The 26634-nt window shown below is 48.1% G+C and carries 23 protein-coding genes and 3 tRNA genes; 11 read left to right on the top strand and 15 right to left on the bottom strand.

Annotated features, from left to right (window positions below; all coding sequences use genetic code 11):
- The first annotated feature begins 52 nt into the window (after positions 1 to 52).
- The 4 genes from G451_RS0124130 to G451_RS0124115 all read left to right on the top strand — a co-directional run bounded on the left by G451_RS0124130 (position 53) and on the right by G451_RS0124115 (position 6833).
- Positions 53 to 2770, top strand: coding sequence for a two-component regulator propeller domain-containing protein (locus tag G451_RS0124130; protein ID WP_169727934.1), 2718 nt, complete (start codon positions 53 to 55; stop codon positions 2768 to 2770).
- On the top strand, positions 2685 to 4085 hold the full coding sequence (locus G451_RS0124125; protein WP_156921800.1) for a hybrid sensor histidine kinase/response regulator transcription factor: 1401 nt from the start codon (positions 2685 to 2687) through the stop codon (positions 4083 to 4085). The genes G451_RS0124130 and G451_RS0124125 overlap by 86 nt, the downstream gene beginning before the upstream one ends.
- A 314-nt stretch (positions 4086 to 4399) precedes the next feature.
- Positions 4400 to 5641 (top strand): glycosyltransferase family 2 protein, encoded by a 1242-nt coding sequence (locus G451_RS0124120; protein WP_027186242.1) that lies wholly within the window; start codon positions 4400 to 4402, stop codon positions 5639 to 5641.
- Positions 5642 to 5957: 316 nt separating this feature from the next.
- Complete coding sequence (locus G451_RS0124115; protein ID WP_027186241.1) at positions 5958 to 6833, top strand: hypothetical protein; 876 nt, start codon at positions 5958 to 5960, stop codon at positions 6831 to 6833.
- Positions 6834 to 6941: 108 nt separating this feature from the next.
- Here the strand turns inward: G451_RS0124115 and G451_RS0124110 are convergent, their stop codons facing one another.
- Both G451_RS0124110 and G451_RS0124105 read right to left on the bottom strand, forming a co-directional pair.
- Complete coding sequence (locus G451_RS0124110) at positions 6942 to 7388, bottom strand: GNAT family N-acetyltransferase (RefSeq protein WP_027186240.1); 447 nt, start codon at positions 7386 to 7388, stop codon at positions 6942 to 6944.
- A gap of 106 nt (positions 7389 to 7494) precedes the next feature.
- Positions 7495 to 8250 carry a GNAT family N-acetyltransferase gene (locus tag G451_RS0124105; RefSeq protein ID WP_027186239.1) on the bottom strand — a complete coding sequence of 252 codons (756 nt, stop codon included), beginning with the start codon at positions 8248 to 8250 and terminating at the stop codon, positions 7495 to 7497.
- A gap of 273 nt (positions 8251 to 8523) precedes the next feature.
- On the opposite strand from G451_RS0124105, the gene G451_RS0124100 reads away from it, so the two are divergent.
- Positions 8524 to 10332 carry a diguanylate cyclase gene (locus G451_RS0124100; protein ID WP_027186238.1) on the top strand — a complete coding sequence of 603 codons (1809 nt, stop codon included), beginning with the start codon at positions 8524 to 8526 and terminating at the stop codon, positions 10330 to 10332.
- Positions 10333 to 10514: 182 nt separating this feature from the next.
- Here G451_RS0124100 and G451_RS31480 read toward each other — a convergent pair whose 3' ends face one another.
- Positions 10515 to 11723 carry a hypothetical protein gene (locus G451_RS31480; RefSeq protein ID WP_051261855.1) on the bottom strand — a complete coding sequence of 403 codons (1209 nt, stop codon included), beginning with the start codon at positions 11721 to 11723 and terminating at the stop codon, positions 10515 to 10517.
- Between the two features lie 262 nt (positions 11724 to 11985).
- Between G451_RS31480 and G451_RS0124085 the strand changes: the two genes are divergently transcribed.
- The 3 genes from G451_RS0124085 (at position 11986) to G451_RS0124075 (ending at position 14211) form a co-directional block, all read left to right on the top strand.
- Positions 11986 to 12690, top strand: coding sequence for an AraC family transcriptional regulator (locus tag G451_RS0124085; RefSeq protein WP_027186237.1), 705 nt, complete (start codon positions 11986 to 11988; stop codon positions 12688 to 12690).
- 170 nt (positions 12691 to 12860) lie between these two features.
- Positions 12861 to 13478 (top strand): LysE family translocator, encoded by a 618-nt coding sequence (locus tag G451_RS0124080; RefSeq protein ID WP_027186236.1) that lies wholly within the window; start codon positions 12861 to 12863, stop codon positions 13476 to 13478.
- Between the two features lie 37 nt (positions 13479 to 13515).
- Positions 13516 to 14211: a caspase family protein gene (locus tag G451_RS0124075; RefSeq protein WP_027186235.1), complete on the top strand. Its 696-nt coding sequence runs from the start codon at positions 13516 to 13518 to the stop codon at positions 14209 to 14211.
- Positions 14212 to 14498: 287 nt separating this feature from the next.
- Here G451_RS0124075 and G451_RS0124070 read toward each other — a convergent pair.
- The 3 genes from G451_RS0124070 to G451_RS0124060 all read right to left on the bottom strand — a co-directional run bounded on the left by G451_RS0124070 (position 14499) and on the right by G451_RS0124060 (position 14825).
- A tRNA-Asp gene (locus tag G451_RS0124070) sits at positions 14499 to 14575 on the bottom strand.
- Positions 14576 to 14659: 84 nt separating this feature from the next.
- Positions 14660 to 14736 (bottom strand) — tRNA-Asp (locus tag G451_RS0124065).
- Positions 14737 to 14749: 13 nt separating this feature from the next.
- A tRNA-Val gene (locus G451_RS0124060) sits at positions 14750 to 14825 on the bottom strand.
- A 179-nt stretch (positions 14826 to 15004) separates the two neighbouring features.
- Between G451_RS0124060 and G451_RS33310 the strand changes: the two genes are divergently transcribed.
- Complete coding sequence (locus G451_RS33310) at positions 15005 to 15856, top strand: esterase/lipase family protein (RefSeq protein ID WP_051261854.1); 852 nt, start codon at positions 15005 to 15007, stop codon at positions 15854 to 15856.
- A gap of 26 nt (positions 15857 to 15882) precedes the next feature.
- Complete coding sequence (gene lhgO, locus G451_RS31470; RefSeq protein WP_084448755.1) at positions 15883 to 17109, top strand: L-2-hydroxyglutarate oxidase; 1227 nt, start codon at positions 15883 to 15885, stop codon at positions 17107 to 17109.
- A gap of 24 nt (positions 17110 to 17133) precedes the next feature.
- On the opposite strand, the gene G451_RS0124045 is transcribed toward lhgO, so the two are convergent.
- From G451_RS0124045 to G451_RS0124005, 9 genes are all read right to left on the bottom strand, one after another.
- Positions 17134 to 18123, bottom strand: a complete 990-nt coding sequence (locus tag G451_RS0124045; protein ID WP_027186234.1) for a cation diffusion facilitator family transporter — start codon at positions 18121 to 18123, stop codon at positions 17134 to 17136.
- Between the two features lie 161 nt (positions 18124 to 18284).
- On the bottom strand, positions 18285 to 18659 hold the full coding sequence (locus tag G451_RS0124040; RefSeq protein WP_027186233.1) for a YbjQ family protein: 375 nt from the start codon (positions 18657 to 18659) through the stop codon (positions 18285 to 18287).
- Positions 18660 to 18990: 331 nt separating this feature from the next.
- A complete protein-coding gene (locus G451_RS0124035; protein ID WP_027186232.1) occupies positions 18991 to 19341 on the bottom strand; it encodes a hypothetical protein in 351 nt (116 codons plus the stop codon).
- Between the two features lie 5 nt (positions 19342 to 19346).
- A complete protein-coding gene (locus G451_RS0124030; RefSeq protein ID WP_027186231.1) occupies positions 19347 to 19952 on the bottom strand; it encodes a DUF8043 domain-containing protein in 606 nt (201 codons plus the stop codon).
- 136 nt (positions 19953 to 20088) lie between these two features.
- Positions 20089 to 21642 carry a glycosyltransferase family 9 protein gene (locus G451_RS0124025; protein ID WP_027186230.1) on the bottom strand — a complete coding sequence of 518 codons (1554 nt, stop codon included), beginning with the start codon at positions 21640 to 21642 and terminating at the stop codon, positions 20089 to 20091.
- 61 nt (positions 21643 to 21703) lie between these two features.
- On the bottom strand, positions 21704 to 22285 hold the full coding sequence (locus G451_RS0124020; RefSeq protein ID WP_027186229.1) for an epoxyqueuosine reductase QueH: 582 nt from the start codon (positions 22283 to 22285) through the stop codon (positions 21704 to 21706).
- Positions 22282 to 23751 (bottom strand): Rne/Rng family ribonuclease, encoded by a 1470-nt coding sequence (locus G451_RS0124015; protein WP_027186228.1) that lies wholly within the window; start codon positions 23749 to 23751, stop codon positions 22282 to 22284. The genes G451_RS0124020 and G451_RS0124015 overlap by 4 nt, the downstream gene beginning before the upstream one ends.
- A gap of 149 nt (positions 23752 to 23900) precedes the next feature.
- Positions 23901 to 24878: a radical SAM protein gene (locus G451_RS31465; protein ID WP_034643888.1), complete on the bottom strand. Its 978-nt coding sequence runs from the start codon at positions 24876 to 24878 to the stop codon at positions 23901 to 23903.
- A gap of 6 nt (positions 24879 to 24884) precedes the next feature.
- Entirely contained in the window at positions 24885 to 25355 is a 471-nt protein-coding gene (locus G451_RS0124005) for a Crp/Fnr family transcriptional regulator (protein ID WP_027186227.1), read from the bottom strand.
- A 253-nt stretch (positions 25356 to 25608) separates the two neighbouring features.
- On the opposite strand from G451_RS0124005, the gene G451_RS31460 reads away from it, so the two are divergent.
- A complete protein-coding gene (locus G451_RS31460) occupies positions 25609 to 26583 on the top strand; it encodes a tRNA (adenine-N1)-methyltransferase (RefSeq protein WP_084448754.1) in 975 nt (324 codons plus the stop codon).
- The last annotated feature ends 51 nt before the right edge of the window (positions 26584 to 26634 follow it).

Raw genomic sequence — 26634 nt, 5'->3', positions numbered from 1 at the left:
CAAACAAAATGCCGCTTTTCTTTTGTCAACACTCTTCCGAAGCTCGTTGCATATGACCTGTCCCTTCGTGAATATCCGCCAATCATCCCAGTGCTTGCTCTCCAGTGTTTTCGCCTTGTTCCTTGTTCTTCTTGGAGGACAAGCATTTGCGACCACACCGTATAGTTTTCATCACATTGGCAGTGACGCAGGTTTGCCCCAAGTAACGGTGCGCGCTCTTCTTCGTGAACCCAGCGGGAGACTCTGGATCGGCACGGAAGACGGCTTAGTCCGTTTGGATGGGCAGCGTCTCCGGGTTTTCAAAAAATCACTGCACGATACGGCGTCTCTGGCTGATAATTATATTGCCTGCCTTGCCCAGACCCCCGATAATGGCGTTTGGGTCGGCACATTGGGAGGTGGATTGAGTCGTGTGGCTCCGGATGGAGAACGTATAGAGCGTATTGCCGAAGAACGCCTTTCGAATAGTGATGTCAGAGCAATCGTGCCGGATGAATTTGGCCTTTGGTTAGGAACCAATTTGGGTCTTCAATACCTCCATTTTGATTCGAAACATATCGATGAAATCCCGCTCCTCTATAAAAACCAACCATTTCATCACCGTGTTAAAGGCATTGCGCGCAGTGAAGACATTCTGTGGGTCGCGACCCAAGGACAGGGACTTGCTCGATTCGATATAAAGACGAAAACAGTTCGCTGGTTCGACAAAGGAGATGTTGGTCTTACCGACAATACGTTCAATACCATTATGTCCGATTCAACCGGCCGCGTTTTTGCTGGGAGTGAACATGCCGGACTTATTGCAATCCATGATGAAAACGGTAGCGTGACCTTCAATCAAATCGATCCGACCAGCCACGGGTTAGCCGACACCGATGTCATGGCTATCGCCGATGCCGGAGACGGGCGTCTTTGGGTCGGCACATTTAATGGTGGTCTCCAATTGCTCGACCTTGGACAGGGGGTGCTGGCGAGTTATCAGCATAGCCGAGCAAACCCGACAAGCCTTGCCAGCAATGCCGTCACCGTGATTGCAGCGGGGACTGGACCATATGTTTTTGTCGGAACCTACGACAACGGCCTGTCCTTCTTTTCAAAAGACCAGGTATTCAAGACCTTTCGATATGACCCTTTACAGCCCGCAGACCGTTCTTTGCCTTCTCCGATGATATGGAGTTTTGTTGAAGACGATCAGGACACGTTATGGATTGGAACCAAGCGAGGGCTTGCACACCTTGATTTGAAAAACGATACATTTCTTCACTCACCAACAAATGAACTATGGACAACGTTGCTCAAGCACGCCGATGTGCGTGCCCTTGCACGACAAAATCAATTTCTTTGGTGCGCAGTACGTCATACAGGTCTTGTTCGCCTTGATCCGCAATCCCAATCCATTGCATCCTGGCAGACACTTTACCCAACAGCACAGCCTCCGAAAAATGATGATATTCGCCTACTCGTCATGGACGATCGCGCCCGTGGTATATGGGCAGGGACATCGGAAGGGTTGTATTTCTACGACATTGAGACCGGTAACATCATTCGATATCAACACGATCCGAATACTCCATCTTCTTTGCCGCATAACCGTATTCGCGGTCTTTATCTGGATTCCCATCATCAACTTTGGGTTGGAACAAGCAATGGTCTCGCCAGGCTTCGTACAGATGGGTCCGGTTTCGATGTCTGGAAACATGACCCTACGTCTCCCCAAACGAGCTTAGCGGGCGAAGGAGTACGCGCAATTGCGGAAGATAAAGCTGGACGACTCTGGCTGGGGACCGAAGCCGGTATATCTATTATGAATCCCGAAACCGGTATAGAACGCAACGTGCGGGAGGACGACGGCCTCTCCAGTAACTCGATTTATGGGATCATTGCGGATGAAAATTTTATTTGGGCAAGCACCATACGTGGCCTCGTCCGAATTGATCCAAACGATCTCAGCATATTCAATTATTTTAAGCGTGATGGTCTGCCGGATAATGAGTTCAATTTCAATGCATGGGGACGTTTATCCGGCCAGCAACTTGTTTTTGGTGGAGTCAATGGTTTCGTTGTCTTTCAGCCTCGCAACGTTCCAAGTCCACAAAACCCCACGACGCCGCCGTCTCTGTTCATCCAGGTTGTTACCGCAGAAACATCGCTGACATACGGCTCCTCTCCCCCCATGCTCTCTTTACCATGGCAAAAACCAGCAATAGAATTCCAGTGCGAGGCACTGACGTTCGAACCACCGGACAATATTTTCTATCAATATCGACTCCATGGGAAGAACACCCCCTGGCGAACAACCCCAAACGGCCATGTCGCCTTTACGGATCTGGCTCCAGGACAATACACTTTTGAGATCAAAGCCCAACAATGTCATGGACAATGGGCAACCCCCGAACGTACCGTTGCCTTCAATGTCGCCACCCCACCATGGAAAACATGGCAAGCGTACGCCGGCTACGCTCTGTTTTTGATCCTGTGCACAGCAGGCGCTCTTTGGTTGAGTCAATATCGACAACGACAACGACTGGCATGGCTCGAAGACGAAGTTACTCGACGCTCTGCGGAATTGGCGGATACCAATCGCCAGCTCACAGACCAAAACCAACGTTTAGACCAGCAAAAAGCAGAACGGGAGCGCTTATTTTGGAGTCTGGCTCATGATCTTCGGACACCGTTGACCGTTATTGTCAACGCATTGGAAGGCCGCTGCGATCCGTCTTGCCAGAAGCTACGCCGATCGCCTGACCAGTCTCATCAACACGCTCCTTGAAGTGTCTACACAAAACGCTCCGCATAACACCGAATACTTTGAAGCATACCCCGCCTTAAAAGATGCGGTACAGCCATTTGAATTGCAAGCGAGTACTGAAAAACGCCATTTTACTGTTGCGCTTCATCCCGCCAAAGGCGTGTGGCTTGCCATGTATCGAGACGGACTTATTGCTGCTGTGGGAAATATTATTTCCAATGCCTTTAAATATGGCGGTAAAGGGATGGTGTCTGTCAACGCGACGGTGCTCGATGATATGCTCCATATTACCGTTGATGACGAAGGAGCTGGTTTACCCGACAGTGAAATTCCCCGCATGTTTGAATGGTTGGCGCGAGGTCAAAACGAGACGCCCGGTTTTGGGGTGGGGTTGGCCTCTGCGCGGGAGACCGCAGAGCGATATGGTGGAACCCTGCATGCCTCGCGACGCCCGGAAAAAGGCATGCGTTTCTCCCTCATTCTCCCTCTCAGCACAGCTCCTGAAAGCCATGAGATCACCACGGCAGACAGTGCACCTTTGGATTTGACGATACTTGAGAACACAACAATCTTTCTGATCGAAGACAATCACGATCTCCGAGAACAAATTTCAGAACTTTTCTCGAAAAGCTGCATCATTGCAATGGATTCAGGCATAGATGCGGCACAGCGAATTATTGAGGAACAACCCGCCGCCGTCATTGTCGATGTAATGTTACCAACCGGACCAAGCGGACTCGATATTCTGAAGGAACTGAAGGCGTCCTCTGAAGCCGCCCACATCCCGGTTATCCTTATGAGTGCTCTGGATACCTCACGACTTGAAGCACTCGGTTATGCCGCCATGGCCGACTCCTGCCTCGGAAAACCTTTTCGCCCTCAGGAACTCCAACGACGTATCGTCGCACTCGTGACCAATAGACAGCGGGCCCTGGCGCGTGCACGCCAGACCATGTTGATTGATCGTTCATCCGGTGCCGATGCGGCAACACCTCAGGAAGATGAAGCGCTTGCCTTTTTGGTCCATATTAAATCGCAATTTGCTGACGTTGACGAACTCTCTTTGCTTACGATTACGGAGTTTGCCAAACGTCTCCATACAAGTACACGCAGTCTCCAGCGTGACCTCAAATCCCATGGTGTCAGTTTTCAGGAACTCAAACGCCTTGAGCAAGTACGACGCTCAATGCATTTGATGCGTCATCATGATATAAGCATCACCGAGGTGGCCCAACAAAGCGGCTTTAACAATAGCAGCTATTTTAGTCGTGTTTTTAAAGAAATCACCGGGTTATCCCCTAAAGAGTGGCGCGCGCAGTTGCACGCTCAGACTTGACGCCCACCCAATTGCAATCATATGATGTTTTAGTAACAATGTATTCAGAAGTCCTTTGACATGTCGGGAAAAGCGGAGTCCTTTCTGACAAAGGCCGACTGTTTCGACCTTTCTGTGTATCACGCCCAATTTCCGTCGCAAACGGAGAGGTGGGCTTAATATAACATTTTCTCAGGCAATTTTTCGTGCTCTCATGATATCCCACAAACGTCAGCATGTTTCTTTCGCTTGCCTGCGATACACGCATCTCGCGCCGGAATGTATGCCACGCCTTTATCTTGAGTAACGTTAAAAAGCCCGGACACGCACCCAGAATGAAAAAGCCGTATCTTTCAATCATCATCCCTGTTCTCAATCTTTGGCACTTCACAGCCGATTGTCTCAAAAGCCTCAAAGCAAACACCCCTGGCTCTTTCTATGAAGTGCTCGTGGTTGATAACGGATCATCGGACTCAACACCTTCCGAATGTCCGCACCTTGGGAAGCAACTTTTTGACGAACGATTCACCTACATTCGGCTTGAAGAAAATATACATTTTGGTCCTGCATGTAATCTCGGTGCAAGCAAAGCGGCAGGAGAAATTCTTTTTTTTCTCAATAATGATACACTGCTCACAAAAAACTGGTTTAGTCCCCTCTTTGATCTTTTTCGATATGATGTCACCGTTATGGCTGCAAGCCCGTTATGTCTGTTTCCGGATGATGGACGCATTCAACATATGGGGATCGGCTACACTGGAACGCTCGGTGTGCGTCACCCATATTTTCTTTTTCCGGGAGACCATGTCGTCACACAAAAAAACCGAAAATTTCAGGCTTTGAGTGCTGCGACATTGATGGTTCCAGCGACAGTTTTCAAAAAACTGGAGGGTTTCTTCCCTGAATATGCGAACGGTTTTGAAGACATGGATCTCTGTTGCAGAATGCGAAGAGCCGGTGGACGATTGGTACAGGAGAATAGGAGTAAAGTGTATCATTGGTCCAGTAAGACACCTGGCCGTAACCGCTTTGATAGTGAAAACATGAAACTCCTCAACGCACGGTGCGTCGGGTGTTTTAAACCAGACTTCCATCGGATTGTGTATGACGACGGATTTATCTGCACGTTGACACCTTGGTTGGAAATGGTGATGCGTGAAGAAAACGAAACGCTATTCAAGACCCTGGATACACTCACCACAGAAGACGAAATACGCTCCGCCCTCGAAAGCTATCCATTGTGGGAAAACGGGTATGATGTACTTGCTGCAATGCTTCAAGCACAACACCGCCTTGAGGAGGCAGCTCAAACCATATTTTATGGTGCAGTTTTTTTTCCAAACATCAAAAGATTTCAACGCCTCAAATCATTAGCAGAAATAACGCACAACGAGGCATGGATAACGCAAGCAGAAAGACGACTGGAAGGAATCATGAACGCATTATCATCTCCTGACCAGTTGTACGCACAGGCGGAATATATTCTTCGTTGGTCTCAAGACAACAACGATCGTATTTTACAGACATTATATCAAGAGTGGATCAATGCCCACCGACACACTCAAAAACGAGTTTGAATAAGGAACATTTTCTTTAAGATTTCCCTCCCTCTCCCAAGCTCCTCCCGGGTATCCCGAAACTATACCAACGCTCATCTACACCACCTGTCAATTCCCTGACAAATACCAGGATATCCCATGTGAAATCCTCTGATACATGTGGTGAAAACGAAAGACGCAACATTTTCTTTTTGAGCCCCCCCTGAAGAGGGCGCTCAATCAGTGCCTTTGCGGCTCACTCTACGAACAAATCACGTCCACACTGCTCGCGTGGCTCCATATGGAATATTTTTTGCTTTTTATTCAGCAAGAACATTTTCTACTGGAGACAGGCATGATTTCCTCAATATTCGATAGTGCGTATACACAATACGCCATCAATTCATCACGAAGATCGCCCGATCGCAATGGAGTGTCGACGGCAACGTCGAGTGACACTGTGCGATTATCCAATGACGGACAAATGCTCTCCGATGTCCTTTCAAACATTAAAGAGATCTCTGGGACAGCTTCTGAAGATACACCAGTTAATTTCGAAGCTGAATTACAGACTCAACAATATTTTGCCAAGAATACAACGACTCAAGAAGAGTCTCTTTCTCAAAGAGAACTTATTGAAAAACTTATTGAAGAAAACCCACAACTTGCTGACAAGATCAGAAGTATATTTGGGAGTTCCGGAATTCATTCTCAAGAAAATGATTATGTTGCTTTCATAAAACAATACATCAACAATCCATACGCTATTGTTGCTGAATACAATCGTCGCTTTCCCAATAATACAGATGATACATCAAATAATAACAGAGAAAATGCCGAGTCTGATCGTTCTTCCATGCCACAGCATGCGGAAACAACCTCCACAGACAATCCGAGCACACTTCAGCAGAACCGCGCCAACCGAATATATGGAACAATGGGGCTGCGAGGACAGTCCCTGGAAACGCAGTCGACGCTTCTTGCCATGGCTGATAATATGTCTATTTCGTCGGAACGCCTCCCCTCCACCTCTTCCGACACAACAAGCACGGCTCCCATTGAAGTCTCCCATCAGCATGAGGGTGAGACGTATTCACAAAACAAAGACGGTTCAGCGAAACGCTTGCAGGAAACGCAGAATATTATTGATATGTACCATCGACAGAACGAAAAAGAACACGCGAGTAACACCGCTCAACCTTTGAACCGATTGCAGTCACGCTGGATATGAGCCGTAAACGACGGAAGAGATCTGAACAGTGTTTTGACATATCTTTCTCAGCTCCACACATAGAGTCATGACAATGACGTTCTCAGTGTGACGATCCTGAATGCTACCCTACTTTGCCCGAAGCCGAAGCTCCATGTGCAGCAACGGAAATGGCTTGCCCATCCCATCCAGAGGTGAACGGCACACAACGAAAAATCCCATGTGCTTGTAAAATCCAACTGCGGAAGGATTCTGTTCGTTCACATCTACGGCAGTGGTGTCAAGCACCTCAATCGCAAAACGAATCAGAGCTCGTCCCAATCCCTTTCCCTGGAAGCGCGGAGCAAGAAACAACATTTCTATTTTGCCCTCTGCCACGCCAAGAAAGCCTTGCATTGTGCCTGCAACGTCTCGTGTGCAATACAGATCAACAGCTGGGAAAAAATCACTTGCAATCAGAGGCTTGAAAAATTGAATATCTTCTTCTGATAAAAAATCATGCGTCGCTCGAACCGACGCTTCCCATACCTCTATCATTTCCTGATAGTCGTCTGCTGTCGCAGCCATGATTGGCATACGTCTCTCCTTCATTCTTTCAAAATGCGATGTTCCCCACATCCAATGCATTCAAAAAGATGCGAATAAGCATCATCAAGACATCGAAAAATGTTATGACACAGTATCATGCGAGTATGCGATCAAACCGATTGTCCATGCAAACACTCACATCTGTCGTTACGAATCTCCCGTTTATATACAGACTGAAAATTGTTGCCGGTGTCGGCGAAGACTGTGCTTCCTTCAGTGTTTTCAGCTTCACAATCTCAAGTGGAATCCCTCTTTTTTTGCATGATGAAACAAGCGATGTATTCACATGATACTCAACAAATGGGCAACGATTTGAATAAAATACGACACAACCGCGGGTATTTTGAAGTCGTTCTACTCGGGCACAATCATTAAAGTGGACAGGGGATGCATTCGTTTTCAAACGGAGGGTAAAAAGGCCAAACCCATTCGGCAAAGCTTCTACCACCTCGAAACCTTGCCGCAACAACCACCTTGTATCACTCATAAAGTGGAACTTTTTGATTCCAGCAACGGTCACGAGACCATGTTTCTTGAGATGCTTGGCTGCATTGATCGCTTCATTCAGCAAGGCTTTCCCATGCCCTTGCTTCTTATATTTTCCGGAAACCCAAAAACATCCTATAAAAAGATACCCTGGAGCGGTTATCGGAGCCCACGCATGTTCAGCCGGTCCGTATTCAATAAATACCTTTGCCCGTTTATCAAGCCGCTTGAAGACATAGCCGTTGGCAAATTCATGCTTGAGCCAGTCTTTTTTTCGTTGATAGCCTTCAGCGCATTTCTTATCCGAAAAGGCACAACATATATGTTCTTGATCAATATTATCAGCATGTATTGTCATATACATAGCGACATCTCAGGTACACAATAAATTTTCGATATGGTAAAATGCGTACAACAACATAATGAAAAGCAATATACAAAAGGCTAACAATACCAGTGACAACACCTTAACACCTGGACATCTTTCGTATATGCTGACTCTGTTGTTCTACTCCCTGATGAAACAGATAAATCCGTCGAGACGGCTACGTGTTTGACGCCCTCTCTTTCCACAGGCATACATGATATTTATTTCAATACAAAATCCTTTCGACAACTACCAATCAATGAAACAAGCATGCGCCATAAAATTTCATTTGTAATATCATTTTTTTTCATTGCATTATTCATTTCCACTGGCATATCGCATGGATTGAGTATTCCATCATATGATGTTTCAAAAGAAAACACATCGCTTGGCCCTTTCGATCTCTATGTCATCAAAGATGAAACAATGAAATTATCCATTGATGATGTCGCTTCTGGAAGCATTCATGGCGAGTTAACATCTTCACGATTCTATATTCAATCAACAAATACAAATTATTGGTTTTGCTTCACCTTAACAAATAATTCCCAAAAACAGATTGCTCGAGTCATTCACTTGGATGAACCATTTGCTCATGACGTTGACCTCTATTACCGTGCAAAAAATACTTGGCATCACGATCAGGCAGGACTTGCTATACCGTTGAATGAACGCTTGATTAACAATCGAAACCCCGTCTTCACCATTAGAATAGCACCCCACCAATCCATTACCATCTACATCAAATTGCACTCAAACTACGGCATGCTGACGATTGGCTGCTTTGTTGAAGAGCCAAGTGCTTTTTTGAAACGTGAGCAACTGGTAACTGCATGCTATTTCTTTTATTTTGGAACAGTCTTTGCTTTACTCATGTACAATACCTTCCTGTTTTTTTCCCTCCGTGAAAAACTCTATGCATACTACGTACTTCATGGATTGTGCTTTGGTGCTTGGGTTATGCTGTACAGTGGATTTGATCTCTATACAGGAATACATGAATCATATCACTACCGTCTTAACGCAATTACAAATTTTGTATTGGTATTCCTCTCGCTATTTAGCCGTGAACTTCTTCAGACAAAAACGAATCTTCCCAAAATTGACACCACCTTGCTCATTATCGCCGCTATCAGCTTGATTTCCGGAATTACGAGCTTTATCGACATCACCTACTATCAATACCTCACATTTATCGCTTTTCCATCATATATTTTTTTTATATATGTTGGAATCTACGCCCAAGCAAAACACATTGAATTGTCAAGTTACTACCTGCTCAGTATGAGTATGTACTTTCTAGGAATAATCCTCCTTGCTTTGCTTCTCATGGACCTTATCCCATACAACATTGTCACCCGATATTCCTACCTGCCTGGTTCAATGGCGGAATTGACCATTTTTTCCCTTGCATTGGCCCATAGGGTGAAGCTGTTGCAAAAACAAAATATGGCGTTTCAATTGGAACTGATCAAAACGGAACGAAAAGCAAAAGAACGGTTGGAAATCGTTGTTACGGAGCGCACCGCCGAGCTTATGCGAGCCAATAATGAACTTGAACGCATGGCGAAACAGGATGGGCTTACCGGCTTAGCAAACAGACGATTGTTGGATGAACGACTTCACCATGAATGGCAGGTGCTGAAACGGGAAAAGAAGACCTTGTCCGTCATCATGTGTGACATTGATTATTTCAAGCTCTTCAACGACTATTACGGCCACCAGGAAGGTGACAAGAGCCTGACAAAAGTAGCTCAAGCCATTGCGACGAGCCTTAAACGTCCCGATGACTTGGCAGGACGGTATGGTGGGGAAGAATTCTTAATTATTCTCCCACACACTGACAGCAAAGGCGCCGTCAAGGTTGCAACACGAATCGAACAAACAATAGCAGATATGGCCCTTGAACATGTGAAATCCAAGGTTGCCGATCACGTCACATTGTCTTTCGGTGTGGCCTCAATGCTGCCATGTGAAGACATTGCTCCCGAACAAATCGTTTCGTTTGCTGACGAGGCTCTTTACGAAGCGAAACGACAAGGTCGTAACCGGGTGAACACCTCACACCAAACGGTTTGATGCAGCGCGGTGATTTCCTGCATCGTGAAGCGGATACGAGCAATAAAAGTCAGCCTCCTTCACTATGGGTAATGGTGAAAGAGGAAGCATGGTCTCCACCGCCCCTGGCCCCACGTGATGAATGAACCAACGTGCGGTCAGGGGAAGTGGCAAAGCGGTACATCTGCATGGCACTCGACTACTTATTTTTGAGCTGCTACGACAAAAACCGGATCACTCACTCCTTTAGTTTCAAAAAAGTGTGGGTCGCCAAACGTCCTTGAGTAATTGCGAAAACTCATGGTTTTTCCGGCTGTTTTGAATCCTGCCAAATGCAAGAGTTGACGGACGAACCCCATGCGCTCGAAATCATGTAAATCAAGCCACCCTTCGACGGCTTTGGTCGGGAACCAACGATTGGAGAACCCAATAAGCGCCCACCCTCCAGGGTTGAGGTGCTCATGCAATGACCGCAGCACACTCAGCGGATTGGTAAGGTACTCTATGGACAGACTGCAAACGGACACATCGAACATACCCAGTGCTTCGGGAACCATAGGGTCTTGATTAAGATCATGAACGAATGATCTTCCAAGCCTTGAGTTGTGTTGCATCTCCGATGCATTCAATCCCAAGCCGACAACCTCCAAATCCATGCCTTGAGGCAAGTGCGATTCCATACTCGCCATCAAGTCAAGAACGCGCAATCCTGGTTGTAAATATGTAGAATATGCACGAAGGAGATTCGCTGAAGCCTGTGCATCAACATGCCCGATCATACGCGGTTCACGATAAAACTGGCTATCCGCATTTTCATCACTTCGCGTAAAAAATTGCTCATCAACAAATTGCGTGGGGATTCCCGGCAAAGACGCTTGCATTCCCGGACCCCAATTGCATATTTCTTCCAACCAGTGATGAACGACTCCGCCGGTATCAGATTGTTTTTCCTCAACATGTACCACGCGACTTTCCAAAGACAAAGCGTACGGAGCGAGGGGATGATTTCTATCCACCGTCATCGTATTATCGTCCATAGCAATCAGGCGAAACGGAGTCACAGTTTGGGGATACACATCGGAAAGACTGCTCAGCATCCCCATGGGATAAAATCTCCCGATCCGAGGCGTTACCAGACGATGTGCGATGGTCTTTTTCTGAAAGGATTTTGTCGGTACAACAGCAAGCCGCTTGGGATCATGTGGTGGCACGGTCTGCAGAGGCGATAGTGTCGTCGTGAGCACATCACCCTGAACAGCCCCCTCCAGCCCTTCGCGCACTGCTTGGGGAAAAATATCACGCCACGCATTGACGCGCCGGGCACAATAATATTCTTCATGTTCGTCATTATGGTCCTGCCAGCGCAGGACGAATTCTATTTCAGCAAGAGAATTGTGTGTAAACCGAGACAACTGCTCCTTCTTTGCTCACTCTGAATTGAGTTCAAAGGTTGATACACAGGGCCATCAATACGCGCATTGTAAGCATTGACCGGATGTCGTCAAGACACAACGAAAGCCCTCTCTTTCAAGAAGGTCATCGGCACATTCCGTGTCTCGCAAGCGAACCACAGTCCATCATGAAAATGGACAGCACCATGGATTGCCCTCTTGTTTACATACACGAATTCCATATAGAAAACTCATGGCATGCAATATAATAGAGGAACAAGGCATGAAGCTATCCATTCGCACGTTCTCTTCTGCCAGTTTTTGCCATACGCATCCATACCATCAATTGGTCATCGCTCTCCAAGGAGGTGCTGACAATTTTACCGACAATGGTGACGGTCGAATTGGCCCTGGTCAGTGTATCGTCTTCCCGGCTGGTTGCCTGCACCAATGCATCCCGGATGAACAATCCCGGTTTCTCGTTGTGGATCTGGAGGAACTTCCAAAGACACTACAAAATTTACCTTCTCTTATTGTCAGTGTGCCTGTGCCATTACAAATGTACTGCCATTTTGTTGAAAAACAATTGGAAGACCGTCTCAACCCGGTCTTGGAGCATTCTATCGGGGAATTATTCGAACAACTCCTCCATCATGCGATATTTTTACCAAACATTGATTTTCGTATTGCAAAAGTCATCGAACATTTTGAAAAAAATATCTCCTCGTCAACGAGCGTCGCAGAGCTTGCTTCAATTTCTGCGCTCAGTTTGAGTCAGTTCAAAAAACTTTTTAAGGAACAGACAGGGAAAACACCCGGTCAATTCCTTCAACAGTTGCGAATGGAAAAAGCAAGAGCGCTCCTCGCGCACACAGATTATCCATTGAGCATTATAGCTGAAATGGTGGGATATAGCGACGTGTCCTCATTCAGTCGTCGATTTTCCTTCTATTTCGGGCACTCGCCTCGCAACAGCCGGAAACAATAGTTCCGCCTCGACAAGCCGATGAAACAAGAAAATCGGCTTTTGTGCAAAATATGCTTCCACTTCTTTTGATACCATCCCTCTCTCGTATTATTCATGGTTGAAACCGCGCCGGTTCGTTCCCCGTTATCCCGTTCACAGCGTGACACTCTTGAAAAGAGGCATTGAAAGAAATGGAATTGAACATATTTTTCGCATTTGTCGTCGCAACAACGATTATGATTGCTTTGCCGGGTCCAAGTGTATTGTTGACGATATCACATAGCATCGCTTTTGGTTGGAAGACTGCGATCATCACTGTTCTTGGCGCTACGGCTGGTATTGCGATTCAACTTGCTCTTACAGCAATTGGAATGGCCTCAATTGTTCATTTTGCAACAGAAATCTTTACATGGGCTCGCTGGATAGGCGCAGGATATCTTGTTTACCTTGGCATCAAACAATGGCGATCATCAGACACCCATCCCAACGTTAATGCTGCACCTCAGACAATGAATGTATTCGTGCAAGGAGTGATTGTTACTGTTCTCAACCCCAAAAGCCTCGTCTTTATTGCGGCCTTCTTACCACAATTTATTCATCCTTCGCATTCTTTGGGTTTACAACTTTCTATAATTATTCCGACTTTTCTTCTTATAACGTTTATCATTACGTCCCTTTGGGCCATTGCCGCAGGAAGCGCACGAGATATGCTGCAAAACGAAAAACTGTCTCGGCCGATGTTGCGGACCGCAGGAGGATTCATGGTCTTGGCCGGCCTGGGTATGGCAATGACTCGACGCAGCAATTAAATTCTAGAACACATGTCCTGTTAAGAAGTTGAAGATTGTGCTGTCAAAGAAACCTAACTATTGGACAAAACTCCAGAAGTACGCCGCATATCGAACGAGTTCTTGGCCAAAGTCGCAAAGTTGGTCCCCTCTCAGACAATCGCACCTGGTTGCGGGTGCAAAGCAGGTCAAGCCGTTTGAAGAGCCTCATATCAAACGGCTTGCTGCTCGTCGTGTGCGGTATCAGGAGCTACGTGGTCCACTGGGTGACGGACAACACAGCGCTCACACATGTCTGGTGACAATATCAGGTCATGGTAGCCAACTTCCAGACTTAACCAATTATGAGCATGACAAGCTTGAAGAGGCTTGGGTACTCTTCGAAAAACAAATTCTTGCTCAGGAGATATATCAACGCTTCGCTCGTTTTCAGGCTGGGGTGACTATTATTGTAGTGCAAGATTTGTCCTATTCCGCTGTTTTTCGTCGCCCTCCGAATATGCCTGAAATCAAGGCAAATTTGATCGTCCTCGCTGGATCATCTGAGAACCAGACTGCAGCAGATGGTGTATCCCAAGGAATATTCACGGAATCTTTGCTTCAGACATGGGCGAAAGGTACGTTTTCAGGAAACTACAATGAGTTCATTTCTGCGATTGGAAAAAAGATGCCAAGCGCTCAAACACCGCAACTATACGTGTATGCCAAAGACAAATCGGTTGAATTGCGCAAGCCTTTCGTCTTGACGTTTTGAGATGGATAATATCGAGTATTGGCCCAGCCTCGGCAGACAGCCGACCTCAAAGGAACATACGGGTTTCGAAACTTTGAGAATTACAGACTAGAGGGAAAAGTACTGTTCGGATAGCGTGACAACAACCATGTCGGAAAAGCAATTCTCCAGTCCTGCCCCGTCTTTGATATAGACCGGGTCTACTTCAAAGAAGGGAGCCAGAACTGGAGACGCCACAAATAAGAAAGGGACCAACTTGCGTTAGTCCCTTGAACGAATAAACAGGCTTTTTGCCTGGGAATGAACAGTGGCGGGGCCGACGAGACTCGAACTCGCGCCCTCCGGCGTGACAGGCCGGCGTTATAACCGACTTAACTACGACCCCGCTATCTGTGGGAATCCAAAAGCCCAATCCTTTTTGGGGGTGAACTTTTGAAATATAATAGGTCACGAGACCTTGTGTTGTCAATGGCGGGGCCGACGAGACTCGAACTCGCGCCCTCCGGCGTGACAGGCCGGCGTTATAACCGACTTAACTACGACCCCGCTATCTTTTCACTGGTAGGCGGAACAGGGCTCGAACCTGTGACCCTCGGCTTGTAAGGCCGATGCTCTCCCAGCTGAGCTATCCGCCCGCCTCGTGAGAAAGACCTTCTACGCAGATGCCCCCCCGCTGTCAACAAACTTTTTTCAAATTATTTAAAAAAAATTTTTCTTGCCTTACCCAGCCCAACTCTCCAACATCCAAGCATTGCCAATTTCCCGGTAACACCGTAGTTTCATGTTGTTTTTCCATAACGATAAGGAGTCGACTATGGTCTTCACCGTATTTTGGCTCATCCTTTTACTCGCGTGTTTTGTTACGTTAACAAGCACCATGTTTCTTTTTGCCGACTTGCTGACGCGCTCTCCCGACGATACTCCGCAAGGATTTCGTGGAATCGCTCACGTATCGGGTATTTTGACGGTTGCCATGGTCACGTGCTTCATCGGTCATACGGTCGCCTTCTTCAGTGTCCCCTTCGGGTATCTCCCGTGGCGTCTCCGTACAATCAAAGGCAGGAAACTCAGCGGAGTGCCCGTTGTATTTGTCCACGGGCTTTATCATTCTTCGGCAGCCTGGTTTGCGTTTCGATTTCGCATAGGTACAATCGGCCGAAGGCCCACGTTTGCGCTCACCTATCCCTCATTTTTCCAGAATATCGACACCATCTGCTCCAGACTTGAGGATACAATTGAAACTGCTCTGAAGGAGACAGAGCAAAAACATGTCATTCTTGTCGGGCATAGCCTCGGTGGACTCGTCATTCGCCGATATTTGACCACCTCGCAGCAAGCGCATGCCGTTGCCGGCATTGTGACTTTGGGGACACCACACCGCGGTAGTATTTTAGCCCACCTGGCAACCGGTCATCTCGGACGCTCCATTGCACCTGACGGGGCACTCATCAAAAAACTGGAACAGCACCCCCTCCCGAATATCCCCAAGATGTGCCTCTATTCCTGCATTGATAACATGGTTGTTCCGGGAAAAAATCTTATTCCTCGAGACTCTGGCTGGGTTATTGAGGCTACCGCCCCCGTCAGTCATACATTTATGCTTATTTATCCCCCGGTCATTCGTCGTGTTCGTCAACTCCTCGACGCACTTGATCCTGTTGCTTGATAACGAATTCTTCAGGGAGAACGGAAATGGAACATGCAGAAATTCTTATAAGTGGCGCCGGCATTGTTGGCCTCTCCATCGCACGAGAACTGTTGCGGCGCGGATATGAAAACATCGTCTTGCTCGAAAAGGAAACCGATGTAGGAAAACATGCTTCGGGTCGCAATAGCGGAGTACTCCACGCGGGTATTTATTACGCTCCCGGTTCAACAAAAGCGCAAACCTGCCTACGCGGCAACCGGATGATGCGTGAATATTGTCGTGAAAAAGGCTTACCACTCGAGCAGTCGGGAAAAGTCATCGTTGCCTCCAGCCATGACGAACATGAGCGTCTTCTTGCACTTTACGACCGCGCTCGCACCATCGGTGCGGCAGTTTCGTTGATCGATACCAAGGAATTAGCCGAAATCGAACCGGCCGCGGCCACTGTTGAGAAAGCAATCCACTCCCCTGAAACGGCTGTCATCAATCCAAAACGTATTGTGCAACACCTTGTGAAGGATATCACGGCAGATGGTCGAGCCCGCATTCTTTTCGAGACTGCATTTGTCCGTCCCATACGTCCCGGTCTTGCTTTGACCACGTCTGGACCTTTACGATATCGGCGCTTTATTAATGCATCAGGTGCTTATAGCGACGTCGTCGCGCAAGCATTCGGACTTGGCCATGCCTACCAACTTGTTCCGTTCAAAGGCTTGTACCGTCAACTTGTTCCTGAGCGGCGCGGCATGATTCGAGGAAGCATCTACCCTGTACCGGACATACGCAACCCATTCCTCGGCGTGCATTTCACCAAAAGCGTGGCCGGCGAGGTGCATATCGGGCCCACTGCCATTCCGGCATTGGGAAGAGAAAACTACAGCCTCTTCGGCGGACTTGATGCCGAAGCCTTCCGCTTTGCCTGGCGTGATGTCGTCCTATTCACCCGCAATGCAAAATTTCGCACCATCGCATTGACCGAACCGCGTAAATACATGTTCTCCCAATTTTTCAAGGACGCTTCCAAACTCGTCAAACACCTCAACCCAACCGATATAGCCCCGAGCTCCAAGGTTGGAATCCGTCCTCAGCTCGTCAATGTGCAAACGAATGAACTGGTTATGGACTTTCTTGTCGAAGAGCATGATGGAGACATCCATATACTCAACGCCATCTCCCCGGCCTTCACGAGTTCTTTTGCTTTTGCTGAAACAATCGCAGATCTGTTTGATTCACAAGAAACAAAAACGCCGGACCATAACGACCCGGCGTGAATATCGAAAACAAGACTGCCTCCATCATGATGATGACATGGGCCCGTCTGCCGCGACGGGCCCTTCACACCAAACGGGTTGAGACACCGTTTCTGCAGCTCGCAATCCACAACTCGCTTGACCGCATCGAGAGCACGATCCGTCTCGACAGGGTTCTGCCCGGATGAGGATATCGATATCATCGTGAAAATCATTCTTCAGAACGGCTTCCATATCCTGTACCTCACTGTACGCCGCATCAAGACTGATATTTCGTGGTAAAATGAGGTGGAAATCGACCTGGACTCGGTTGCCGCTTCGACGAGCTCGCAAGCGGTGAATATCAATCCAGGCTGGTCTGCGATTCTTGGAAAGCACCAGACAAATTTCTTCCAAAAGATGTGGGTCAACCGCATCCATAAGTCGACTAAACGACTTCTTCACCAGTGATACGCCCATAAACAAAATATTGACCGCGACGAGGCAGGCCACGGCACCATCGAGCCAGACCCAGCCCGTGAACCATACCAAAACCAAACCGACGACAACGCCAGCAGATGTGAAGACATCCGTTAGGACATGCTTGCCGTCGGCTTCAAGTGTTGCCGATGATGTCGCTTTCCCGACACCAAGCAAAAAGAGGCCAAGGAGCAGATTCACGGCCCCGGCAATGACAACCAGGATTAAACCTGCGTCGAGGTTGGGGATAGGCTGCGGATTGAATATTTTGTCATACGATTCCCACACAATACCCAATGAGGCTAAAATAATGAGAGAGCCTTCGAATCCCGCAGAGAAATACTCAATGCGTCCGTGACCATACGGATGATTGCGGTCGGGAGGCATGGCCGCCACGATAACACTCGCCAAGGCGAACAGAGCGGCAACAATATTAATAATGGATTCAAGCGCATCGGACAAAATCGCTGACGATCCCGTTTTGGCAAATGCCCAAAATTTGACCGCAACGAGAATCGTCCCTACTGCGGCTGAAATCAACGCGGCAATAATTCGTTTTCGATGCAGAGTGGTCATGGTTTTTATTCATGGTTAGAGTGATGGACGAAACCGTCGCATGCTGTGTCACGGGAAGCAACATAACGCAAGTACATTGCATTACTATAACGATACAAAAACAAAAAGCCGGAACGTGTCCGGCTTTTTGTACACCCATTCGGGAGATATTAACGACGTCGTTACTGCATGACAGAACGGCGAGTGCGTTTTTTGGGGTCATCAGGCTCAAATGTGATGGCCGTTCCGTAGCACGAAAAATATTTGGATCCATCGGGATGAAATGCCACGTTTTCCTGATAGCCGATAATGGCATCGGCACCAATATCAATGGCAGAGGCGGTCAATCCATAAAAAGCACATTCCGAGTCATAACTTCTCCCACTGACAAGCCCGAGCACACGTTTGATGCGTCGTCCTTTAATTGTCGGGGTGGTAACGACAGGAAATTTGCCTGTAAAAAACATCTCTTTGGCGTTTTGCATTCGCTTGCCGCGTTTAATCTCATCGGTCTGCCTCTTCTGCTTCCTCTCAGTTCCGGTAAAAAGCGAAAGCATAACTCCTCCTTTTTATGAATTGCAGCGCATGTGCATTATAGTTGTATCGCGTTCAGGCCTCAGCCTGACAATTTCATGGCATCGCCAACCTTACTGCAACTTCTTTGCCAACACGGCAAAATACATAAAAGCAAGCAATATCAATGTACTACAAAATAATTTTCACACGCTCAAATTGAAGGAGATGCAGGCCTGTCGTCAAACCGCCTTATTTTTGACTCGGTTGCGTGTTTGTGTTCGCCGACTCCACAATCATTGCTCCACGCGAAAAAAAGCCCCGCCGAAACGGCGGGGCTTTTTTTCGCGCATTGTATGACATGCTGAAGCAAGATCATCCTATTTTACTGATGAACTTACTAAAAATGGATTTGGGCTTAACCGTCGATCGATAGCCGGAAAAACGCTTATTTTCCTGCTTCGTTTTGGTCAATTCCAATCTGAGTTGCTCATGAAGTCTCTTGGCTTCATGCGAGATCTGACCCTGTAGCGTCTGAAGTTGAACGAGCTTTTGACGTAAATTGGCAATCTGAACGCCGTCGCGCTCTTTCCAGGCCATATTGAGCAATTTTCCTCGCTCATCGGCCAGTTTTCCCGCTTCCTCGACTTCACCACGCAAAATAAGGTCAAGTTCCTTACGCCCGGTCTCAAGGGCGGTATCGAGATACGACAACGAATCAGCCATGGTAGTTACCCGCAGACGTAGTTAGAAAGTTCAGTGCGCAGCATGCCGATAATTTTGAACCACTTTTCTACAGCAGGAACAAATTCAAATTCGAGAAGATCAGACAACAAAATCCAGTCTTCATTTTCAATAACTTCAAGAATTTCCGAGAACAACTCAGACAGTTCTGCAAGCGCTTCATTGAACTCATCGAAATCCTTAAGATTGAATTCAGAACGCAGCACACCGATCATGCTCATAAAATCGCGCGTCACGTCGACCAAATCCTGGTAGACTTCAAGCGCTTCACTGTCTTCGGCCTGACGGAACAAATCGGCAACACGCCGAGCACCATGGTCCATCAGCTTAATGACTTTCTCCAACTCATCCGTAATATTGACCGCCATTTCCGTGATGGGAACAGAAACGATCTCAAGCGATTTGACTTCGCTGGCATCAATATCTTCGGCTTGGTGAGGATAAATTTCGGAAAAGGCTTCTTTGTTTACAAAGATATCAGTGACAATGCGATTTTCAAGGTGATTTTCTTCAGCGACTTTAACAAGGATTTCTTCAAGGTTTGCAAAGCCACTCATATCAAGTTCAGTCTGCTGGCCGTCGACAACTATCATGACACTCCCTCCTCGGGTCTCAGTCTTAATGTGCGAAAATATTTCCTGGCAAGTTTCTATCAAGTATTGTGCCAATCAGTGAATTCAACACACATATTTTAGACAGTGTCATAACACATCGAAATAGAAAGAAATATTAAACAAGCGATCGCATAGCACCAATAAGCTCGGCATATCGAGCGACACGCCGTAAAAAGAGAGGAAAATCTTGACCCTGCTCCTGCGACTCAAAAAGCCATAATCGGCCCAATGCGGAAAAAAAGACCGTGTTTGCCCACAACGTCTGCACGGTTTGCCATGTGGTCATAAACTTCGACTTGAACACATCGGAAGGTTTCCGTTCCAGCAACATACCTTGCTGAACAAGCAATTCCAGCAACGCTGAAGAGCGTGCAAGAACCTCGGCAACAGTATGTTGGTTTGCTTCGGATAACGAAACCGGTGCGGGATAGGGCGTGATGGGGCCATCGTCAAAAAACTGACGATAAAAATGACGTTGTACATCAATCCACAACGTTCGATCGTCATGATCATGTCCGGAAAGCGACGCCAGAGCAATAAACTGATGAGAATCGACATACGAACGCCATGCACGGACATCGCGGCCACATAAATCGACATTGCCTTCATCATCAAGACGCAAGGCAACAGCCCGTTCCATTGTCTCAACATCAATACGATTCCGGCAAGCGTGATCATGGGGACACGGCACTTCGAACGAGCAGGGATGACAATCCATATCCGGCTCCAGACAAATACTCCCGGCACGATACGGCCCGGTATCGAATGGCTGAGCTGTCGACAAAAATACGGCCACAATCGGCACTTCAAGCCCAGCGGCAAGATGCATTGTTCCGGTATCGTTGGTAACGAGCAACGAGAGCTGTTTCAACAACGCTGCCAACATATCCAAGCCCGTCTTCCCTATAAGGTCGATACAAGGGCTGGAGGTTGCGCGGATATACCGAGACGCAAGTTCCACTTCCCCTTTCGCCCCAAAGAGAACCGGGACAAGTGCTCGTTCCTGCCAGAGGCGCTCACCAAGTTGGACAAATGAAGCCAAAGGCCAGCGCCGCCGATCCACGCTGGCGCCAAGTTGAAAACCGACATACCCAACAGCGGATTCCGGAGCCTGTGCATCCAGAAGCTCTCGTGCCTCGTGGAGGGTTTCATCCAAAGGCGTTTTGAGACGATAGACTCGCTCTTCGACACCGAGTCCAGCAGCTTGCCACATCAGATCGACAAGATTGAATGGGCTCATGCCGCGGTTTTTCGATGACGCTTCCAGAAACGTTGCCCAGGGGGAAGTGTTCTTTCCGAATCCGAGTTCGTCCATGGCAAAACCCGTCACATGCTGTTCCCCAAAGAAACGGGATAACAGCCGGGCCGACAGCGCCGGGGTCATGTTGGCGACAAGAGAAATCGGAGCGGAAGATGAGGAAAGGACAGCGTCTTTAAAGGCAAACAATCTCGACAGGGCACATTGCCACCCAGCTTCCAACCCGGATAAAAACTTTGCTCCCGGGACGGCGTGAACCGTGTCCACATCTCGTAAAAGCTTGGCGGCCGCCTGAAAATTTTCAAGACAGACGACTTCAACGTGATTCCCGCGATCAGTCAACCCGGATATGATGGGCTGCGTCTGCAGCAGATCGCCAAACCGGGTCAGATTCATGACAAGCGTTCGCATATTGCCTCATCGAAAACGGCGTGGATGCAAAGCCGGACACGACCTGGTCGCGGTCCTGGGCTTAGCCGTCCGAAGACATCGCCCGGATTCGTTTCTTTAGCTGTTTTTCGTAGCGTTCATATTCGCTGTAAATACAACCACAATAGGGTTGTCTGTACAACCCCATGGCTTTTGAGCGATCAATCCCTTCCTGCCAGCCGTCGCGGAAATCTTCGTAATGAAATGCCACAGGTGATCCGGCGGCAGCATCGCGACACACGTCCTGAATCATTTCGTGCTTTTGATAACGACTATATAAAAGCGTTGTCGTAAAACAATCAAAATGGCCATGCGCGGCAATATTGCGCGTCTGCTTGATACGAAGACTATAGCAATAGAAGCAGCGGTTCGACTCACGATGCGCGACATCACGTAAAAACAATTGTGGTCCGGTTGGCTCGTCGCGAAAAATAATATTGATCCCCAAAGCCTCAGCAGCTTGTGCCGCACCATCACGACGCTTGAGATACTCAGTCAACGGATGGATATTGGGATTATAAAATAACCCGGTGACAGCGAACCCTGCTTGTTTGAGACGGTCGATGACCGTCACCGAACAGGGCCCGCAACACATATGCAAAAGAATTCGCGGCGTGGAACTCATGCATCCTCGGCAACAATCTCGATTGTTTTTCCGAAAGAATGCTCAAAATCGCATAACCGAGCACGCTTGTCATTGAGTAAATACAGCGCAAGCCGTGTCGATGTTTTATACACAACAGTTTCGGACGTCTTGCTGCTCCGCTGTATGAGATGATAAATATCTTTGAGTGCTTGCATGGCTTGCCATTCCAGGTTTCGTCGCGTTCCCGTCCCTGCACAGTGACAGCACGCTTCCGTACTCACGGCAAGCGCGGAAGAACCAAGCCGCTGACGCACCAATTCCAGCAAACCGAACCGGGAAATCTTGCCGACATCGGTTCGTGCCCGATCCAGCTTGAACGCTTGACGCAGTGCTTTTTCCACTTCGCCACAATGCTTGCGATCCTTCATCTCAATAAAGTCGATCACGACTTGGCCACCAATATCCCGGAGACGGAGTTGCTGCGCAATTTCCACCGCCGACTCTTTGTTGATTTTGAGGGCCATTTCTTTGAAATTACTTTCGCCGCCGATCTTGCCCGAGTTGATATCGACTGCGGTCAGGGCTTCTGTATGGTCGAAAACAAGTCGACCACCACTCGGCAAGGTGACTTCCCTACCGTGAATTTGTTCAATCTGTTTTCGTAAGCCAAACCTATCCCACAATGGAACATCAAGATCGCTATGGACTTTGACGATGTCGGTACGTCGAGGAAAAATAAGGGCCGCCATCTCAGACACCCTATTGGCCGTATCCTTATCATCTACCCAAATTTCACCAATGTCTTCTGTCAGGTAGTCCCGTACAGCTCGCGCCGACAAATCGGCTTCTTTATAGACAAGAACAGGTGACTCAAGCGTCGTGCCTTTATGACGGACTTCTTTCCACAAGCGTTTGAGGAAGGACAGATCGCGTTCCAGCGCGGTTTTGGATTTTCCCATACCGGCTGTACGCACAATAACGCCCAGACCTTCGCCCACCTTCATGTTGCAGACGATATCCTTAAGGCGTTTGCGTTCCGTTTCATCCTCGACTTTCCGGGAAATACCGCATTGTTCTCGCCCCGGTGTCAGGACAAACGTCCGTCCCGGAAGAGAGAGATACGATGATAAAAATGCTCCCTTGTTACCCGTGGGTTCCTTCACAACTTGGACAAGGATTTCCTGATTTTTCTTGAGAACTTTCTGAATCGGCGGATATTTCGTTTTTTTATCCGAGATCCAGTCGTTCATATAATATTCAGGATGGACTTCATCGATCTGCAAAAAACCGTTTCGCTCTGCTCCATAATTGACAAATGCCGCTTGCAGAGACGGATCGATGTTATGAATGCGTCCTTTATAGATATTCCCCCGTGTTTTGGCTTGGTGGACCATTTCCACATAATATTCTTTGAGAATGCCCTCCTGGGAAATGGCCACTTCGACCTGTTCTCCAGGTAAAACACTAATGAGCATTTTGGCTTTTTTCTTCTTGCTCCTTGCCATTCGAAAATTCTCCAGCGCATATCCGGAGCCGCGCTCCATTTTCCGGCGCGCCTGTTAGGCGGTCAGTATGCGAAGACACAACGATACGAGTGAGAGCGTGCTTGATCGGTCGGCGCGGCGATTTGTTTTGCATCACAAAAACGGGCCTCTCATAAATCAATCATCGTGTCTGCCAATATAAAAAATATACAATCTCCCTTGCGTTTTTCACGAACGCGACCACGTTCAACAAGAATGGCGAGTTCCTGTTCTATCATGGTCACATCCATGCTCATCGCTTTGGCGAGATCAATGGCCGTTTGTGGCCTGCGACGCAGGGAGGAAATAATCATGTCCTGCGCGGCCTCTTGCCCCAAGGGCGTTTTTTTGTCCAGCGAGGATAACCGTTTTTTCGCGGTTGACGTCGCTTTTGTCCCCACTCCGCACAGTCGTTCCCGAAATCGTTGGAGAGATTCCGCAGAAGCCGGCTTTATCTTGCTTGATGTCCCGGGACGGGTCATGGTGACGACATCCACCCGATCTGGCCGAAGATGATGCAAAAAATCTTCGAGCCGATCCAAGTTTTCTGTGGTGTCGTTTATCCCATCGAGCAGCAAAATTTCCAGACACATTGTGCCCGAATACATGCTGCGGAAGTCCAAAAGTCCCTGTCGTATGCTATCAAGAGAACAGGATGGATGAGGCCGGTTCACCCGCTTGAATTCATCTTCAACAAGCGAATCAAGCGAGGGGAGAACCATGTCGGCGAGACAGAGTTCACGACGTACATCGGCATCGTCGAGATGGGCGGAGTTTGTCAAAACGGCGGTTTTGCGGTCTTTTACGAGTGCTTTGGCTTGCGACAAAATATCGCCGAACTGGACATTGAGTGTCGGTTCACCAAGCCCCCCGAGGGTGACAACGTCGAAATCCGGTCCTTCTTTCACGAACCGATCGAGTTCCCCAATAATGACATTCGCTGGCACATACGGTGCACGCTCGACGGTCAACACATCAGTGACACCGACTTCACAATACGGACAATTGAAAGAACAAATGCGGCGTCCAAGAACATCTAGGCCCAACGAAATCCCCAACCGACCGGAATGCACCGGACCGAACACATACGTATACTTGGTATCGGACATAACGGGCTAGAGCATTTTGACCATTTTGCCCGTCGTCTGGCGAAGGCGTCGGCTCAATATTTTGGCAATTTTTCTCAAAATTTTAATACCTAAATACGGATACACCTGAATAAGTTCGTCAAATTTTCCCTTCGATAAGGCCAACAACACCACATTGGTCTGTGCAAACGCAGCAGCCGAGCGGCGCTCTCCGTCAATGATGGACATTTCGCCGAAGTGCGTTCCTTCGGGCAAGGTCAAGACGAGTTTTTCCATCAATTCATCGGTTTCTTTCAGGATGGAAATTTTTCCTTCAACCAGAAATCCCATGTATTCACCGGAATCGCCTTCGTTGAAGATGTATTCTCCTTCCTTGTATTCATGAAGAGACAGATAAGAGGACATGATTTCCACTTCCTCCCATGTCAACTCTTTGCCCCATTCAGTATTATCCAATAAATAGGCTACTCGCTCCTTGGGTACCGCACTATCTGTCATATAGCCCCCCTCCAGTCCGTGCCCCACATTGGAATCGGTTCGATTCTCCGGATTGATGCAGACTGGTCGCTTTACTCCTTACGACAATTTCAATAAACAACCACACGCGGTTTCACATCTCCTATCAGCTCTTGCGACCGCTCACAATCGTTTGAGTCCACACCGCGCATATTTCAGGTGTTTTTTTACAACCCTGTGTTGTATGTTCCCCTGAACAAGCGGGTATCGCCTTATCTTTCAATGCGGAGTTATCATGTCCAATACCGGCCCATTGCTGCTGCTTTTAAGCCCGAAAGGGAAACGCTACCTGCGAAGCCTCGAAACGGACAAAGAGCTTCACACCCAGGATGGTGCCATTGATCTCACCATGGCGGCTGAAGCCGGCTATGGAGCCACGGTCTACACGCACCTCGGTCGTCCGTACAAGGTTGTGCGGCCCACGCTGTATGACCTGGCCAAAAACGTCAAGCGTTCCACGCAAATCATGTATCCGAAGGAAATCGGCTACATCATTATGCGGCTGGGCATCGGCCCCGGTTCTACAGTCATCGAAGCCGGCAGCGGCTCAGGCAGTTTGACCATGTCGCTGGCATGGTTTGTCGGCGACGAAGGCCACGTTCATACATTTGAGCGACGTGACGAATTTTCCAATCTGTGCGGCAAAAACCTGGCGCGTGTCGGCTTATCGCATCGCGTGACACGACACCAGCGCGATATTACAGAAGGCTTTCTTGATGCCAACGGCAATCCTGTTCCGCCTGCCGATGCACTTTTCCTCGACGTGCGCACCCCGTGGGACTATATTGATCAGGCTGCAGCGGCGATTTCTCCAGGTGCACCGGTCGGTTTCTTACTCCCGACAACCAACCAGATATCTCAGCTTCTCGGCCGTCTTGAACACGCTCCCTTCGACGATATCGAAGTGCTCGAAATTCTCATCCGGCGTTACAAGCCCGTTGCCGAGCGTTTACGTCCTGAAGATCGCATGGTTGCCCATACCGGATTTCTCGTTTTCGCCCGACACAATGCCGGTCCGGTCAATCCTCCCGTCAAAAAGACCGAGGAAGCAGCCCCGATTGATGACACGGTGCCTTCTGAAAGCGCTTCTGAAGTTGAATCCGTTCCATCTGCAATGGAAGACGCGGTTGAAAACGCACCAACACCCCAAAAAGATAGCGTATCCGACGCTTCTGATTCCGGGGTTGAAAAATCTGGCGGCGAGTGTTAGTCGTTTTTTCTTTTCGACTTTGATATAGAATCAAGTCCGTACCCTTTTTTA

The sequence above is a fragment of the Desulfovibrio inopinatus DSM 10711 genome (assembly GCF_000429305.1).
GTDB classification, from domain to species: domain Bacteria; phylum Desulfobacterota; class Desulfovibrionia; order Desulfovibrionales; family Desulfovibrionaceae; genus Alteridesulfovibrio; species Alteridesulfovibrio inopinatus.
The sequence above is the reverse complement of the archived record's forward strand: the minus strand, read 5'-3'. Positions and strand labels throughout refer to the sequence as shown.